The 16,684-nt window shown below is 57.9% G+C and carries 13 protein-coding genes; all 13 read left to right on the forward strand.

What is annotated here, in order from left to right:
• Positions 1-18: 18 nt before the first annotated feature.
• Complete coding sequence (gene leuB / locus FXO11_RS08880; protein ID WP_148862645.1) at positions 19-1,092, forward strand: 3-isopropylmalate dehydrogenase; 1,074 nt, start codon at positions 19-21, stop codon at positions 1,090-1,092.
• Between the two features lie 196 nt (positions 1,093-1,288).
• Positions 1,289-2,404 carry an aspartate-semialdehyde dehydrogenase gene (asd, locus tag FXO11_RS08885; protein ID WP_148862646.1) on the forward strand — a complete coding sequence of 372 codons (1,116 nt, stop codon included), beginning with the start codon at positions 1,289-1,291 and terminating at the stop codon, positions 2,402-2,404.
• Between the two features lie 385 nt (positions 2,405-2,789).
• Positions 2,790-6,140: a FimV/HubP family polar landmark protein gene (locus tag FXO11_RS08890; protein WP_148862647.1), complete on the forward strand. Its 3,351-nt coding sequence runs from the start codon at positions 2,790-2,792 to the stop codon at positions 6,138-6,140.
• Positions 6,141-6,315: 175 nt separating this feature from the next.
• Entirely contained in the window at positions 6,316-7,158 is an 843-nt protein-coding gene (gene truA / locus FXO11_RS08895) for a tRNA pseudouridine(38-40) synthase TruA (RefSeq protein WP_148862648.1), read from the forward strand.
• Complete coding sequence (locus tag FXO11_RS08900) at positions 7,155-7,775, forward strand: phosphoribosylanthranilate isomerase (RefSeq protein WP_148862649.1); 621 nt, start codon at positions 7,155-7,157, stop codon at positions 7,773-7,775. The genes truA and FXO11_RS08900 overlap by 4 nt, the downstream gene beginning before the upstream one ends.
• Before the next feature lies 1 nt (position 7,776).
• Entirely contained in the window at positions 7,777-8,985 is a 1,209-nt protein-coding gene (gene trpB / locus FXO11_RS08905) for a tryptophan synthase subunit beta (RefSeq protein WP_202980335.1), read from the forward strand.
• A gap of 18 nt (positions 8,986-9,003) precedes the next feature.
• Positions 9,004-9,816 (forward strand): tryptophan synthase subunit alpha, encoded by an 813-nt coding sequence (gene trpA / locus FXO11_RS08910; protein WP_148862651.1) that lies wholly within the window; start codon positions 9,004-9,006, stop codon positions 9,814-9,816.
• A 42-nt stretch (positions 9,817-9,858) separates the two neighbouring features.
• Positions 9,859-10,797, forward strand: a complete 939-nt coding sequence (gene accD / locus FXO11_RS08915) for an acetyl-CoA carboxylase, carboxyltransferase subunit beta (protein ID WP_148862652.1) — start codon at positions 9,859-9,861, stop codon at positions 10,795-10,797.
• Positions 10,781-12,052: a bifunctional tetrahydrofolate synthase/dihydrofolate synthase gene (gene folC / locus FXO11_RS08920; protein ID WP_148862653.1), complete on the forward strand. Its 1,272-nt coding sequence runs from the start codon at positions 10,781-10,783 to the stop codon at positions 12,050-12,052. Before accD ends, folC begins: the two co-directional genes overlap by 17 nt.
• A gap of 113 nt (positions 12,053-12,165) precedes the next feature.
• A complete protein-coding gene (locus FXO11_RS08925; RefSeq protein WP_148862654.1) occupies positions 12,166-12,855 on the forward strand; it encodes an SPOR domain-containing protein in 690 nt (229 codons plus the stop codon).
• 158 nt (positions 12,856-13,013) lie between these two features.
• Entirely contained in the window at positions 13,014-13,592 is a 579-nt protein-coding gene (locus tag FXO11_RS08930; RefSeq protein WP_148862655.1) for a CvpA family protein, read from the forward strand.
• A 286-nt stretch (positions 13,593-13,878) separates the two neighbouring features.
• Positions 13,879-15,402 (forward strand): amidophosphoribosyltransferase, encoded by a 1,524-nt coding sequence (gene purF / locus FXO11_RS08935; RefSeq protein WP_148862656.1) that lies wholly within the window; start codon positions 13,879-13,881, stop codon positions 15,400-15,402.
• Between the two features lie 18 nt (positions 15,403-15,420).
• Positions 15,421-16,644 (forward strand): O-succinylhomoserine sulfhydrylase, encoded by a 1,224-nt coding sequence (locus FXO11_RS08940; RefSeq protein WP_148862657.1) that lies wholly within the window; start codon positions 15,421-15,423, stop codon positions 16,642-16,644.
• The last annotated feature ends 40 nt before the right edge of the window (positions 16,645-16,684 follow it).

Below are 16,684 nucleotides of genomic sequence, written 5' to 3' on the forward strand. Positions count from 1 at the left end.
CGGGTTAAGGAAAATCACATGAGTCAGTCCGTATTGTTGTTGCCGGGAGACGGCATTGGGCCGGAAATCGTTGCTGAAGCCGAGCGGGTACTGCGCAGGATCAACGAACGTTTCGAACTGGATTTGCAGTTCGCCACCGCTGACGTTGGCGGCGCCGCGATAGACGCTACTGGCGAGCCCCTGCCAGGGAAAACGCTGGAGCAGGCGCAGAAGTCGGATGCCATCCTGCTGGGTGCGGTCGGTGGGCCGAAGTGGGACGGGTTGGAGATGGCGTTGCGCCCGGAAAAAGGGCTGCTGGGACTGCGTTCAAACCTGGAACTGTTCGCCAATCTCCGTCCGGCTTTTCTTTACCCGCAATTGGCGTCTGCCTCGTCGTTGAAGCCGGAGGTCGTATCCGGCTTGGATATCCTGATCGTGCGCGAGCTGACGGGCGGGATCTACTTTGGCCAGCCCCGCGGTGTGCGCGAGCTTGAGGGCGGCGAGCGCCAGGGTTACAACACTTACGTCTACAGCGAATCCGAGATCCGCCGTATCGGTCGGGTCGCGTTCGAGGCGGCCCAGCAGCGCAATGGCAAACTGTGCTCCGTCGACAAGGCAAACGTGCTGGAAGTGACCGTGCTCTGGCGGGAAATCATGAACGAGCTGGCGAAGGATTACCCGGACGTCGAGCTGTCTCATATGTATGTCGATAACGCGGCCATGCAACTGGTAAAAGCACCGAAACAGTTTGACGTGATTGTGACCGGCAACATGTTTGGTGATATTCTTTCCGATGAAGCGGCGATGCTCACCGGATCTATCGGTATGTTACCCTCTGCATCGCTGAATGCGGAAAAGCAGGGCATGTACGAGCCCTGCCATGGCTCCGCTCCGGACATTGCTGGCCAGGGTATCGCCAACCCCCTGGCGACGATACTGTCTGCAGCCATGATGCTTCGATATAGCCTGCAGGCTGAGGAAGCGGCCCAGGCCATCGAGGCTGCTGTCAGCGCCGTGCTGGATCAGGGGCTTCGCACTGCAGACATTATGTCTGAAGGGGCAACCCGCGTAAGTACCCGGGAAATGGGCGACGCGGTTTTGGCTGCCCTCTAAGGTCTCGCTGCATAAGAGGGTTCTGACGCCAGAGCTGAGTCGGCTTGTGCATCAGTGCCCTAAGTTGTGCATCGGTGCCCTAATCAGACATTAAGACCTGACGCTGACAAGATGCCGTCATCGCAGGATCATTCATCCGGTCCTTTCCCGGCGAAAGGGGAAGCGGGCTGGCACAGAAGAGGTTCAAGAGTCGCACATGAAGCGAGTTGGACTTATAGGCTGGCGAGGCATGGTGGGTTCCGTCCTCATGCATCGCATGCAAGAAGAAAATGATTTCGCGGACATCGATCCGGTCTTTTTCTCTACATCCCAGGCGGGCCAGGCGGCGCCCGACGTCGGTAAATCCGGCGTTCCGGCCCTGAAGGATGCATTCGATCTGGACGCGCTGCGGGAAATGGACGTGGTCGTGACCTGTCAAGGGGGCGATTACACGGACAAGGTATTCGGCCCACTGCGCGAAAGCGGATGGGACGGTTACTGGATCGACGCCGCATCTGCGCTGCGTATGGCCGATCACTCGGTGATCGTGCTGGATCCGGTCAATCGCAAGGTGATTGACGATGCGATTGAACGTGGCGTCAAGGACTACATTGGCGGTAACTGCACCGTCAGTCTCATGATGCTCGCGCTCGGCGGTCTGTTGGAAAACGACCTGATTGAGTGGATCAGCCCGATGACCTATCAGGCGGCTTCCGGCGCTGGCGCGCAGAACATGCGCGAACTGCTGGAGCAAATGGGTGGTCTGCGCGGCAGTGTTGCCGAACTACTTGAGAACCCGAGCTCCGCAATCCTTGAAATCGACCGTAAGGTCACCGAAACCATGCGTGACGGTGGCTTCCCGGTGGATCACTTTGGCGTGCCCCTGGCCGGCAGCTTGATTCCGTACATCGACAAGCAGATGGATAACGGGCAGAGCAAAGAGGAATGGAAGGCGCAGAGCGAAACCAACAAGATCCTGGGACGCAGTGATAACCCCATTCCCATCGACGGTATCTGCGTTCGTATTGGCGCCATGCGTAGCCACAGTCAAGCGCTGACCATCAAGTTGCGCAAAGACCTGCCCGTCAGCGAGATCGAATCGCTGCTGGCCGAGTCCAATGAATGGGTCAAGGTCATTCCCAATGATCGTGATGCCAGCATCAGCGAATTGTCCCCGGCGAAGGTCACAGGGACGCTGAGTGTACCGATTGGCCGGATCCGCAAGCTGGCCATGGGACCGGAGTACATCTCCGCGTTTACGGTAGGCGATCAACTGTTGTGGGGGGCTGCAGAGCCTCTACGCCGGATGTTGCGTATCCTGCAGGAGAAGTAGGCAGTCTAGGCGGTATTCCGCATTCAAATCAGGCATAAAGCAGAAATGCTAACCGTGTCTGTTTTAAAGACTTGAGCCAGGGGGCGAAAGCTGCATTAAGCTTTCGCCCCTGTTCGTTTTAGGGTTATGTCGCTTTTGGTGTCATAGTTTTGAAATGTTATGCGGTGTTTCGTCAGCAGGCACAGGATGTTCCGAACATTTGTTTAAGAACACTTACAAACAATATCTCTGATTGATTGATAAACCGGGCTTTATCAACAATACTTTCGCAATCAAAAAATTAGATTTGCCTAATAATAAGATCGAAAGACGATAGTCATCCAACCTCGTCGAGTCTGAAGTGAAGACGGCAGTAACGAATAACGGAGACTGGTAAGGAAAAAGCATGAAGGTACGCAAACTTGCGGTTGCGCTGGCTCTGGTGGGAGGGCTTGGCTCAAGCGTCGCTAACGCGCTCGGGCTCGGTGAAGTAGAACTTCAGTCCTATCTGAACGAACCCCTCGACGCGGAAATAGAGCTTCGCAACGCCGGCGGGGTAACTCCCAACGAGGTCTTTGTCAATTTGGCGCCGCCGGCAGTATTCGAGCGAGTCGGCGTCAGTCGTGACTTTTTCCTTACCAATCTTCAGTTCGAGGTGATTACCGCACCCAACGGGCAACTCGTGATCAATGTCACGACCCGCCAGCCCGTGCGTGAACCTTATCTGAACTTCCTGCTCGAAGTGACTTGGCCTAGCGGAAAGTTGCTGCGTGAGTATTCGATGCTACTCGATCCGCCCGTGTATGCTGCGGAGCGTGGTGAAGCCGCACCTACACAGGCGCCGTCAACATCGACATCACGGTCGAGCTCAGGCGGTAACCAGCCATCCGAGCGCGCGTCAGCGCCACGCTCTACCCAGTCGTCAGGCTCCGGGCAGACGGGTCGCACCTTCGGGCCCACAGACGCCTCGGACACCCTGTGGGGTATTGCCCTGCAGGTACGTCCTGATGCGAGCTACACGCCGCAGCAGGTCATGCTGGCGCTACAGGATCTCAACCCTGACGCGTTCATGAATAACAATATCAATCGCCTCATGCGGGGCCAGGTGTTGCGCATTCCCACCGCGCAGCAGATTAATGCCCGCTCGGTGGATCAGGCTTACCAGGAAGTCACCGCTCAGAATCGTGCTTCGGAGCGCCCAGCGACTACGGTGGATGCGACGGGGCAGCAGCCAGCGGCTGCCCAGCAAGGTCAGGCTCAGCCACAGGACGAGCTACGTCTGGTGGCTGGAGACGAATCGACCAGTGCCGAGGATGGTGCGTCGTCCGGCGGTGCCGAGGGCGTTGCCGGCGGCTCCGAGGGCAGCACCGCTGTCGTCATGGAGCAACTGGATCAGTCCCGGCGCGAGAACGAGGAGCTCAACTCCAGGGTGGAGGATCTCCAGGCTCAACTGGCGACCATGCAGCGTCTGGTCGAGTTGAAGAACTCGCAATTGGCCGAGCTTCAGGCTGAATCTGCACAAGCGCCTGCGGACAATCAGGCGTCGACGGCCGGTGACGAAGGCACCGAGCCTTCCGAACCTTCGGCAGAGGGTTCAGATTCCGCAATTGATGAAGCTGCCGATGGCGAATCCGATACGGTAACGGCTGCAGGTTCCGACGGCGAGGGCGCATCCGACGAGGCGGCTCAGGTCAACGAAACCAACGCTAGGACACTCGAAGAGGGTCAGCCGGTCGGTGAAGAAGATGGTGCTACCGGAGCTGAAGTTGGTGCTACCGGAGCTGAAGACGGCGCTACCGGAACTGAAGGCGATGCGGGTGTGGCTGGAGGTGATGCAGCGACTACCGAAGGTGATACCGGTGTAACGGAAGCCCCGGATGAACAAGATGCTCAAAGCGAAATGGCTGAGCAGCCCATGTCTGCTGAATCGTCTTCCGACGAACAACAGGCGACGGGCGAGCAGGCTCGGGGAGACGCACCTGAACCTGCTGTCGAGCAGCCGGCTCCGGCCGAACCTGCTACGACGCAGGAATCCGAACCTACGCAGCCTGCGGCGGATCGGGGTTTCTTCGGTAACCTGATCGAGGAACTCAAGACCAACCGCCTGTACCAACTGGTTGCGGGTGGGGGCGCGGTTCTTCTTCTGCTTCTCCTTGCTTTGGTCGCTCGACGCAACGCGAACCGCGAAAAAGCATTCTACGATCAGTTGAATGCCGAATCCGAATCCGATTTTGACAATGAGTCGATCGATCTGAGCGGTGAGGGAAGTCAATCGGCGAGTGGCGAAGAGAAAGATGCTCTGGCAGAGGCCGATGCCTATATTGCGTATGGCCGCCACGATCAGGCAGCGGAAACGCTCGAATCCGCGATTTCCCGCGAACCGAGTAGAAGCGACCTTCGACTTAAATTGCTCGCCGTTTACGCTGAAAGCGAAGATCGTGCTGCTTTTGAAAAACAGTACGGCGAGCTGGAAGCGCTTGATGATGAAGCGGCCATGGTGGAAGCCCAGGCCTTGCGCGAGCGACTGGAAGAAGCTGAATCGATGCCTAGTATCGATGACTTGGAATCCCAGCTCCGCTCCACATCCGCGACATCCGAAGTTGATTCGGCACCGGAAAGCGATCCCTATTCCTTTGATCAGACGTTCGCCAATCTGGATTCCGAGTCTGCCACTCGTGAAGATGAAGACTTTTTCGGTCGCACCTCCGAGGCGTCCTCCGCAAGGGAAGCCGAGGACACTGCCAACGATTTCGGTTTGGACGACGCCGAACTGAATGACCTGGAACTGGATGATCAGGCGCTGGCGCAGGATGATCTTGGAGATGCCGGCCAGAAGAACATCGATGAGAAGAGCGCCGACGCGCCGATTGAATACGACATCTCCGAACTCGACCTGGACGAGGAAAATATTGAGTCGAAAGATGTTGATGATCCGGAAGCCCAAATCGAGGCATTCGAGTCAGCAACGGAATCGGAGGAGCTGGATATCAATTTCGATCTGGACGAAGAGCCTGAGGATGAGTTCGAGTCCTCTGAGCTGGCCGAAGATGATTTTGGCTCCCTGGAACTCGACGACGCTTTCCTGAACGAGGAATCCGATCAGCTCGAGCCGACGCAAGCGGATGGTCGCGCAACCAGTGACGATGAGCTGCCGTCGCTCGATGAGGAGCCGGAGCTTGCCACCGACGATGCTGGCAATCTCGACGAATCGTTCCTTGATGACCTGGATGCAGAGCTGGAGAAAGTGGCCAGTGAAACTGCGGACGAAACCGAGCCTTCCGAGTCGGAAACCGACACGCTGGATGAGCTTGAGCTGGACGTCTCCGATGAGGACCTGGCGCTGATGGAAGAAGTGTCAGAAGGCTCACGGGATACCGCCAGTATCGACGAGCAGGCTGACGACGACATTCCCGAGCTTGATGAAGAGCTTGGTCTGGAAGATTCGCTGGAGTCTCAGGACGAAGACGAGATTCCGACGGCTGAGGAATCGTTGGATTCAAGCGACGCTGGTCAGGTGGATAAGCCAAAGGACGCAGCGCCGGGCGCTACGGAGTTTGATGAAGCCGCACTCGATGACGAAGATGATTTCGATTTCCTCTCCGGTACCGATGAGGCCGCGACCAAGCTGGATCTGGCGCGGGCCTACATTGAAATGGGCGACGCCGACGGCGCACGCGACATTCTGGAGGAGGTCGCTATCGAGGGCGACGAAGGCCAAAAGGTAGAAGCGCAGGACTTACTTAAAAACCTGGCCTAATCCGTTATAATGATTGGCCTCTCGGCACAGCCAGAGGCCTCGTCTGAACGCCGGAGGTGATCACACTTCCGGCGTTTTTGTTTGCGGCATTTCACAAACGGATCGAACTACGTTGTTACCTACGTTTGACGATTTTAACCAAGACGCCTTGATCGGTGAGGGCCGCGTTGCCTTAATGTTCGAATATGACGGCGCTGCCTTTCATGGTTGGCAAATGCAGAAGTCTAACGTTCGCGCCGTCGAAGGCGAGCTCCAGAAGGCCGTCGCAAAGGTTGCCAATCACGATGTGGATCTGGTCTGTGCCGGCCGCACGGACGCGGGTGTACACGCCTCGGCCCAGGTCGTCCATTTCCATACTTCGGTCAAGCGCAGCTTTCGTTCTTGGGTTATGGGCATTAACACCGCGCTCCCTTTCGACATTGGCGTGCGGTGGGTCGGGACGGTGGCCGATGACTTCCATGCACGCTTTTCCGCCGTCAGTCGCCGCTATCGCTACGTGATCTTTAACCACCAGGTTCGTCCCGGCATACTGAGGAATCAAGTGGCCTGGACATTCCGTACGCTGGATGTCGAGCGTATGCATCGAGCTGCTCAGGCGTTGGTGGGTGAGCACGATTTCACCTCCTTTCGCGCAGCGGGCTGTCAGTCCAGAACGCCGACTCGTAACGTCCACTTCGTGCGTGTGAGCCGGCACCGGGATTTCGTGGTCATCGATATCCAGGCTAACGCGTTTTTGCACCATATGGTGCGCAACATCGCCGGAGCACTGATGGCGGTCGGCAATGGCAAGCAGCCGGAAACCTGGATTCGTGAGATACTGGAAGAAAGAGACCGGCGTCGAGCGGATATCACCGCACCCGCCCAAGGATTGTATTTGGTCAACGTGACCTATCCGGAGGGCTCGGGCATTCCTGAAGAGGCGCCAGGTCCGGAATTCATGCAGCCCTGGTTTACGCCCGAACAACAGGCCCTGGTCCGCGGACCGGTATTCAGGAAATCCAAGAGCGCCGAGTCATGAGAACCCGAGTTAAAATATGCGGGATCACGCGCATAGAGGATGCGGTTCAGGCTGTTGAAGCGGGGGCCGATGCCATTGGGCTTGTGTTCTACCCTCCGAGCCCTCGTGCCGTCGACGTTGAGCAAGCGGCTCGAATCGTTCGCGCCTTACCGCCGTTCGTTGAAGCGGTGGGCCTGTTCGTTAACCCGGATCCCGACCTGGTTCGTACCGTGATAGACGAAGTAGGCATCGGCTTGCTGCAGTTTCATGGGGACGAACCCAGTTCATTCTGCGCCCAGTTCCATCAGCGTTGGCTCAAGGCGGTCCGTGTCCGGGATATGGAGGACGTGCCGTCAGCCTACCGTGTGTACCCGGATGCGTCCGGCCTGTTAGTGGACGCCTACGACCCCAAAAAATATGGCGGGACTGGCCAGATCTTCGATTGGTCCTTGATCCCTCAAGAGCGCCCGCGGCCCCTTATATTGGCCGGTGGTCTCAACTCTGCTAACGTGGCTGCCGCCGTGGCGGCCGTTAGGCCCTGGGCCGTGGACGTAAGCGGTGGCGTCGAGCGCGAGAAGGGGATCAAGGATGCATCCCGGATAATCGAATTTATCAGAGAGGTGAATCGTGTCGGTTAAGCTGACTGAAGAAATGCTCCGTTCATTGCCTGACAGCCGCGGCCACTTTGGCGCCTACGGCGGGCGCTTTGTGTCGGAAACCCTGATGGACTCGCTGATGCAGCTGGAACGAGAATATCTCAAGCTGCGGGACGATCCCGAATTCCAGGCGCAATTCGATAAGGATCTGGCTGATTACGTTGGTCGGCCCAGCCCTCTCTATTTTGCCGAGCGCTTGACGCGCGAAACCGGTGGAGCGCAGATCTGGCTCAAGCGCGAAGATCTCAATCACACCGGCGCCCACAAGGTGAACAACACGATTGGTCAGGCTTTGCTGGCCAGCTTCCTCGGCAAAAAGCGCGTCATCGCCGAAACCGGTGCCGGCCAACATGGGGTAGCGACGGCCACCGTCTGCGCCCGGCTGGGACTCGAGTGCCATGTGTTCATGGGCGCCGAAGACGTCCAGCGTCAGTCGCTGAACGTTTATCGGATGAAACTGCTTGGCGCAGAAGTTCATCCGGTGGAAAGCGGCACGCGAACCCTCAAAGACGCCATGAACGATGCCATGCGTGACTGGGTGACCCATGTCGACGATACCTTTTACATCATCGGCACGGTAGCCGGGCCACACCCGTATCCGCTGTTAGTGCGTGATTTCCAGGCGGTCATCGGTCGCGAGACCCGCCGTCAGGCACTCGAGAAAGCGGGCAAGTTGCCGGATGCGCTGGTGGCCTGTGTCGGTGGCGGCTCCAACGCGATCGGTATGTTCTATCCCTTCCTGACAGACGAATCGGTCGAGATGTATGGCGTGGAAGCGGGCGGACTCGGCCTTGAAAGTGGCCGCCATGCCGCGCCCTTGTCTGCCGGCCGCCCCGGCGTACTTCACGGTAATCGCACCTACCTGATGGAAGATGAAAATGGCCAGATCGCCGGCACCCATTCGGTAAGCGCCGGCCTGGATTACCCGGGCGTGGGTCCGGAACATAGCTGGCTCAAGGATATCGGTCGTGCCCAGTACGTTACGATAACCGACGATGAGGCGCTTGCCGGCTTCCGGCAACTGACCCGGGTAGAGGGTATTATGCCGGCGCTTGAGTCAGCCCACGCGGTGGCCTATGCCACCAAGCTTGCAGCCACGATGCACAAAGACCAAATGCTGGTTATTAATGTCTCCGGCCGTGGCGACAAAGACATTCACACCATCGCCAAGCTTGATGGCATCGAGGTTTAACGGGAGTCGGGGCATCGCATGAGTCGTATTGAGGCTGTACTGAAACGATTGAAAGGGCAGGGACGCAAGGCGCTGATTCCCTATATTACCGCAGGCGATCCCCATCCGGAGGTCACTGTGGACCTGATGCATACCCTGGTGGGCGCTGGAGCCGACATCATCGAGCTGGGTGTGCCATTCTCCGATCCCATGGCTGACGGTCCGGTGATTGCACTGGCCTGCGAACGTTCGCTCAAACATGGGACGTCCTTGCGCCAGGTGCTCAAGATGGTCGAGACATTCCGCACTCGGGACCCTGACACGCCAGTCGTGCTGATGGGTTACCTCAACCCAATCGAAGCCATGGGCTACACTGCCTTTGCCGACGCCGCTAAATCGTCCGGTGTGGATGGTGTGCTGACGGTAGACCTGCCGCCAGAGGAAGCTGACGAGGTGGCGCCTTTGTTCACCGAGCGTGGCCTGGATGCTATTTTCTTGCTGGCACCCACGACGACGGATGACCGGATTCGAGCAATTAGTAGTCACAGTTCCGGCTACGTCTACTATGTTTCATTCAAGGGTGTGACCGGCGCAGCGCGCATCGATGTCGACGACGTCGCCGAGAACGTGAAACGCATTCATTCCCTGACGGCCCTGCCGGTGGGCGTTGGTTTTGGCATTCGCGATGCGGAAACCGCCGCTGCGGTCGGCCGGGTATCCGATGGTGTAATTGTGGGCAGCGTTCTGGTCGATACAATTGCCAAAAATCAGGAGGATATCGAAGCGCTAAAAGCGGCGCTCGCCAAACTCCTGCGGCCGATGCGCGAAGCCTTGGACGAACTGGCCTCCTGACGTCCAACCGCGCCAGTAGACACATATGAATAGGATGACAGCATGAGTAACTGGCTGGATAAGATCATGCCGAGCATGATTCGCTCGGATTCCAAGCAGAGAACCAGCGTACCCGAGGGATTGTGGAAAAAGTGCCCTAAATGTGGCGGCTTCCTCTATAAGCCAGAGCTGGACAAGAACCTCGATGTCTGCCCGAAGTGCTCCCACCACTTACGGGTTACAGCGCGTCGTCGTCTCGATATTTTTCTCGACGCCGATGGCCGAGAGGAAATTGCGAATGACCTGGAGCCCTGGGACCGCCTGAAGTTCAAGGACAGCAAGCGATACAAAGACCGGCTGTCGCAGAATCAGAAGGCGACCGGAGAGAAGGACGCGCTGGTCGTAATGCGGGGGCGTACCCTGGATCTGCCGCTCGTGGCCTGCGCGTTCGAATTCAACTTCCTGGGCGGCTCCATGGGGCAGGTCGTGGGCGAGAAGTTCGTGCGCGCTGCCAATGTCGCCCTGGAGGAACGTATTCCGTTGGTTTGCTTTTCCGCCAGTGGCGGCGCCCGGATGCAGGAGGCTATTCTTTCGTTGATGCAGATGGCCAAAACGGCAGCGGCGCTGGAGCGCATGAAGCAAGCGGGCGTACCCTTTATCTCGGTGCTTACGGATCCGGTTTTCGGCGGTGTGTCCGCCAGTTTGGCGATGTTGGGCGACCTGAATATCGCCGAGCCTTATGCGCTAATCGGCTTCGCCGGTCCGCGTGTCATTGAGCAAACCGTGCGTGAAAAGCTGCCGGAAGGTTTCCAGCGTAGCGAGTTCCTGCTGGAGCACGGCGCCATCGACATGATTGTTCACAGGCACGATATGCGTTTCCGCATTGTCTCCCAGTTGGCCAAGTTCACTGGTCAGGACGCGCCGGCGCCGGAAGCGGCCATCGTGCTCGATTCCGAGGGCGAGGAAGAAGAAGCTCAAGCCCCCGATGCTACAGGCGCCTGAAACCGGAGCCACTGTCGATCAGTGGCTCGATTATCTTGAAGCGCTCCACCCGAAAGAGATCGACCTCGGACTCGATCGCGTGCTTATGGTACTGCGTCGGCTTTTTCCGAGGCATCCGGGGGCTCGAATCGTCACTGTCGGTGGTACCAACGGCAAGGGAACGACCGTAGCGGCGCTGGAGCAGCTTCTGCTGGCCAGTGATCGCGCTGTTGGCGCTTATACGTCTCCTCACCTTCAGCACTACAACGAGCGCATTCGTATCAACGGTGTGGATGTATCCGACAATGAGTTGGTTGCGGCTTTCGAAGCCGTAGAACATGCGCGAAAGTCGGTGAGCCTGACTTATTTCGAGTTTGGCACCCTAGCCGCTTTCGTGCTGTTCGACCGGGCGGGATTGGATGACTGGCTCCTTGAGGTCGGCCTGGGTGGACGGCTGGATGCCGTTAATGTACTGGATGCTGACCTGGCCATCATCACGTCTGTCGATCTGGACCATACGGCTTGGTTGGGTGAAGACCGTGACACCATTGGCTACGAAAAAGCGGGAATTCTCCGTCACGGCCAGAAAGCAGTCTACGGTGATTTGGAGCCGCCGCGTTCGGTACTTCAACAAATAGCCGCCCAGGGCGTTGATTGCTACCGGTTGGGCGAGCAGTATCGCCTGGTTGAAGGCGAGCAGGGCAGCCGCGTGGTAACCGATGCCGGGGGCCATTGGGCGTTCCGTTTGCCGGACAACGGCTTACCTGAACACAGTTTGGCGGCGGCCGTGCAAGCGTTTCGGTTGCTCCAGCCTGATGAGGCCGACTCGCGTATAGAACACACATTGACGCGGGTGCGGGTACCCGGGCGCTTTGAGCAAGTGGCCGACGCGCCCCGAATCATTATCGACGTGGGTCATAATCCGCATGCCGCTCAATGGTTGCGGCAACGTGTCGAAGCACTCGGGGTCGAGGGCCGCATAAAAGCGGTTTACGCATGTCTGGAGGACAAGGATTCCGGTGGCGTGCTGCGAGCGATGGCGCCGGTGGTGGACGACTGGTATCTCGCACCGCTGAGCGTGCCTCGTGGGTTGGATCGCGATAGCTTGCATCGGCGGGCCCAGGACGTATCGTCCGTTGCCGAGACCATGGTCATGGCGACGAGCGTAGCCGCGGCTTTGGCTCAAGCCCGTGCCGACGCCGATCCAAAAGATTGTATTCTGGTTTTCGGCTCGTTTTTTACGGTCTCGGAAGCGAGAAGCTCGCTTAATTGCTAGATACCCAACGCATTCTTAAAGTTCATTCATTGTGACTATGGGGCTTTGAGTTCCATAGCCGCTGACGTTAGTATCCGGTCAGAATCTCCCCCCAACGCAGAGGACAGTTTCCTGTGGATGGATTGAAACAGCGTATTGTTGGCGCCCTCGTGCTGATTTCACTCGCCGTCATCTTTGTTCCGATGTTGTTCGACGAACCGCATACCGAGCGTTCCACTCGCACCATCGAGTTGCCCGAAGAACCTGCTTTCCCATCCGTTGACGTCCCTGAGCCCGCTGATCAGCCGGCTCCGGTGGAAGAGCCACCCTCTTTTACGATGGAAGAACAGCCTGTAGCTGAACCCCCGCAAACCCTCAGTGAGCCGCAGCAAGCGCCAGCGGTTAACACGGAGTCGCGCGAGCCGGTGGCGGAACCGCAACCTAAACCTGCTCCGAAACCCGAACGCACCGCGGCTACACCCGAGCCGGCGCCAAAGCCCGCATCGGCGGCCAATCAGCCAAGGGTCACCGAGAGCCAGCCTGGTGGTTCAGAGGGTGACAACCCCGAGTATGCACGGGCCCTTGAGGGCGCCTGGCTGGTTCAGCTGGGAAGCTTCGGCAACGCCGACAATGCTCTCCGGCTGCGCAACAAGGTCCGCGAAAAGGGCTATGCGGCGTACACGCAAAGTATCGAACGCGGCGATATGACGCTGACTCGCGTGTTTTCCGGTCCTTTTGTCAGCGAGAACGAGGCGCTCTCTGCCAAGTCCCGGCTGGATAAGTCGTTTTCCCTGAACAGCTTGGTGATGGAAGGCGATCAGTAGCCCGCCCGCTTCCCATACCTGAGCTGCAGGGTGCCCCTATCGGTCCTGAGATGCGTAGATTGGTTCGATAGACGTGTAGTGGTTTTGTTCTGCAAGGTTTGGCGCGACCCTGTTTCCTGATAGAATTCGCGCTTCCGAATTTCCTTGTTGGGTCGACCATGAACGCGCTGATCTGGATTGACTGGGTCATCATTACCCTTATTGCTGTTTCGACCCTGATCAGCCTGAAGCGTGGGTTCGTCAGGGAGGCGCTTTCCCTGGTCACCTGGATCGGCGCCTTCATTATCGCGCGCGCTTTCCATCCGCAAATGCAATCCCTGCTCGAGAGTACGGTCGAGACCCCGCTGGTGCGTTTGATTGCTGCGTTTGCGATCCTGTTTTTTGGTACCCTCATCGTCGGCGCCGTCATCAATAATATGATTGGCCAATTGGTTAAGGCGACGGGCCTGTCCGCAACCGATCGTGTGTTGGGAATGGGCTTCGGCTTGTTGAGGGGCCTATTGGTGGTGATTGTCGCCATCGCATTTGTGCGTTATACGCCATTGTCCCAGGATACCTGGTGGCAGAAATCGGTGATGATTAGTCGCCTGGCGGTTGTCGAGCAGTGGTCCCGGCGCATGCTGGGCGACGAATTCGAGCGTTTTCTCGGCCCGGCGGACGCTGACTCAGCGACAGCGGGCCAGCTGCAGCCTCAGTCTGCAGTGGACGGCGTCAAGCTATCTGTACTGGAGAAGTAAATGGAACCTCTGATCAAGTCTATTGGCGATTCTGCACGCCTTGAGGGCCTTCCTGCTCTCATTTATCAGAACAGCGCGAATCGCTGGGAATGGCCCATGCCATCGCCAAGATTCGCAACGCCGTCCAGGAAGGCCCTCAAGGCTTGCCCGTAGGGGATCGTCCTGAAAGCCGGATTCCGCGTTGCGCCTTCTTGAAAGGCAACCAGCCTTCCTGCGAAGCCGCGCCTTGATTCCGGCTTTCAGGACGATCCAGAATCGCCAATAGACTTGATCAGAGGTTCCCTACATGTGTGGCATTGTCGGTATCGTAAGTACCTCAAACGTCAACCAGACGCTTTATGATGCGTTGACGGTCCTTCAACACCGGGGGCAGGATGCGGCCGGCATTGTAACTTTCCAGGATGAGCGCTTTAACCTGCGCAAAGATAATGGCTTGGTGCGGGATGTTTTTCGCACTCGCCACATGCGGCGTCTGGCAGGAAACGTGGGCATTGGCCATGTGCGCTATCCAACGGCCGGCAGTGCCAGTTCGGCTGAAGCGCAGCCGTTCTACGTGAATAGCCCTTACGGGATTACGCTGGCCCACAACGGCAATCTCACCAATGCCGATGAGCTCAGTCGAGACTTGTTCCGTACCGATCTGCGCCATATCAATACCAATTCCGACTCGGAAGTCCTGCTCAACGTGTTTGCCCACGAGTTGCAGAAGCTGGGCAAGTTGACACCGACCAAAGAAGAGATCTTTGCGGCGGTCAGTGCGGTCCATGCGCGTTGTCGCGGTGCTTATGCGGCGATTGCGATGATCACCGGCTACGGCATCGTCGGATTCCGCGATCCCAACGGTATCCGTCCGGCCTGTTATGGCGTACGCGAGACCGGCGCTGGGAAGGAATACATGATTGCGTCTGAAAGCGTGGCGTTGAGTGCTGCCGGTTTCAAACTGGTGCGGGATATCGCGCCGGGCGAGGCGGTCTACATTGAAACCGATGGCACGCTCTATACTCAGCAATGTGCGCCCAATCCACACCTGATCCCGTGTATTTTCGAGCACGTCTACTTTGCGCGACCGGATACCATCTTGGACAAGGTCTCCGTCTACAAGGCTCGCCTGCGTATGGGCGAAACGCTGGCCGATAAAGTGTTGCGGGAGTGTCCGGAGCACGATATCGACGTGGTCATGCCGATCCCGGATACTAGCCGTACATCGGCCATGCAGATGGCCCACCGGCTAGGGGTTAAATTCCGCGAAGGTTTTATCAAGAATCGTTATATCGGCCGGACGTTTATTATGCCGGGCCAAAAAATGCGCAAGAAGTCCGTGCGACAGAAACTGAACCCCATAGATCTGGAGTTCAAGGATAAAAATGTGATGCTCGTGGACGACTCCATTGTGCGCGGCACCACATGCGAGGAAATTGTGCAGATGGCTCGGGATGCCGGCGCGCGCAAAGTGTATTTTGCCTCGGCGGCGCCCCCGGTGCGTTATCCCAACGTTTATGGTATCGATATGCCCGCGGCCCGCGAGTTGATTGCCCATGGACGCACCGTTCAGGAAATTCAGGAGCTGATCGGGGCGGACTGGCTGATCTACCAGGATCTCGAAGATCTCATTACCTGCGTCAGTGACGTAAACCCGGAGATCGAAGCCTGGGAATGCTCCGTGTTCGATGGCAACTACATCACCGGCGACATCGATGCGACCTATCTGGCTAATCTGGAAGATCAGCGTAGCGAGAGCGGGAAGGCAAAGAAGAATCCCGGGATGTCCACGGACAATGGCATCATTGATCTGCATAATGACGAAGACTGAACGACAGGGCGGTAGCTGATGACCAAGATACGCGACGAGCACGTACGTATTCCCGAGTCTGATCTCGAAGGCGTGTCAGTCGATACACTGGCCGTGAGGGCAGGGCAGGTTCGTACCGAGCAGCTCGAACACAGTGATGCGATTTTCCCGACCTCCAGCTTCGTTTATGGCAGTGCCGCCCAGGCCGCGGCGCGGTTTAGTGGCGATGAGCCGGGCAATATCTATTCCCGTTTCACTAACCCCACGGTGCAGGCGTTCGAGGCACGGATTGCAGCCATGGAAGGTGGTGAGCGGGCGGTAGCGACCGCGTCCGGCATGGCGGCGATTCTTAGTACCTGTATGGCGCTGTTGCAAAGCGGCGACCATGTGGTCTGTTCCCGCGGCGTGTTCGGCACCACCAACGTGCTGTTTCAGAAGTATCTGGCCCGCTTCGGCGTCGACACCACCTTTGTGGGGCTCACCGATATCGACGCTTGGTCCGCTGCGATCCGGCCTGAAACCAAGCTGCTGTTCCTGGAGACGCCGTCTAACCCCCTTTGCGAGGTTGCGGATTTGCAGGCGCTGGCTGATCTGGCGCACCGCAACGATGCCTTATTCGTGGTGGACAACTGCTTTTGCACGCCGGTGCTTCAGCGCCCGTTTGAGCTGGGCGCGGATATTGTCATCCATTCCGCCACCAAATATCTGGATGGTCAGGGCCGCTGCATTGGCGGCGTAGTGATCGGGCCGGACAAACTGATGGAAGAGGTATATGGCTTCCTTCGCTCTGCGGGCCCGACACTGAGTCCATTCAATGCCTGGGTCTTCCTCAAGGGGCTGGAAACCTTACCAATCCGTATGCGAGCCCATTGTGCGAGTGCGCTAGAGTTGGCCCAGTGGCTGGAGCAGCACCCGTCGATCGAGAAGGTGTTCTACGCCGGGCTGGCGACTCATCCGCAGCATGCTCTGGCTAAGCGTCAACAGAAAGGTTTCGGTGGCGTCGTATCGTTCCAGGTGAACGGTGGTCGCGAAGCTGCCTGGCAAGTCATCGATGCAACACAAATCATCTCAATCACGGCAAACCTGGGGGATGTGAAAAGTACCATCACCCATCCGGCAACCACCACGCACGGCCGTCTTTCGCCAGAAGACAAGGAGCAGGCCGGTATTACGGAAAATCTGATTCGTGTATCAGTGGGACTTGAGGATATCGAGGATCTCAAGGCCGATTTATCCCGTGGGTTAGACGCACTGAGGCGGTAATAACCACGCGCTGAGGCGACAACAACCGAAAGGGGAAGCC

Source organism: Marinobacter fonticola (assembly GCF_008122265.1).
In the GTDB taxonomy this organism is placed as follows: Bacteria; Pseudomonadota; Gammaproteobacteria; order Pseudomonadales; family Oleiphilaceae; genus Marinobacter_A; species Marinobacter_A fonticola.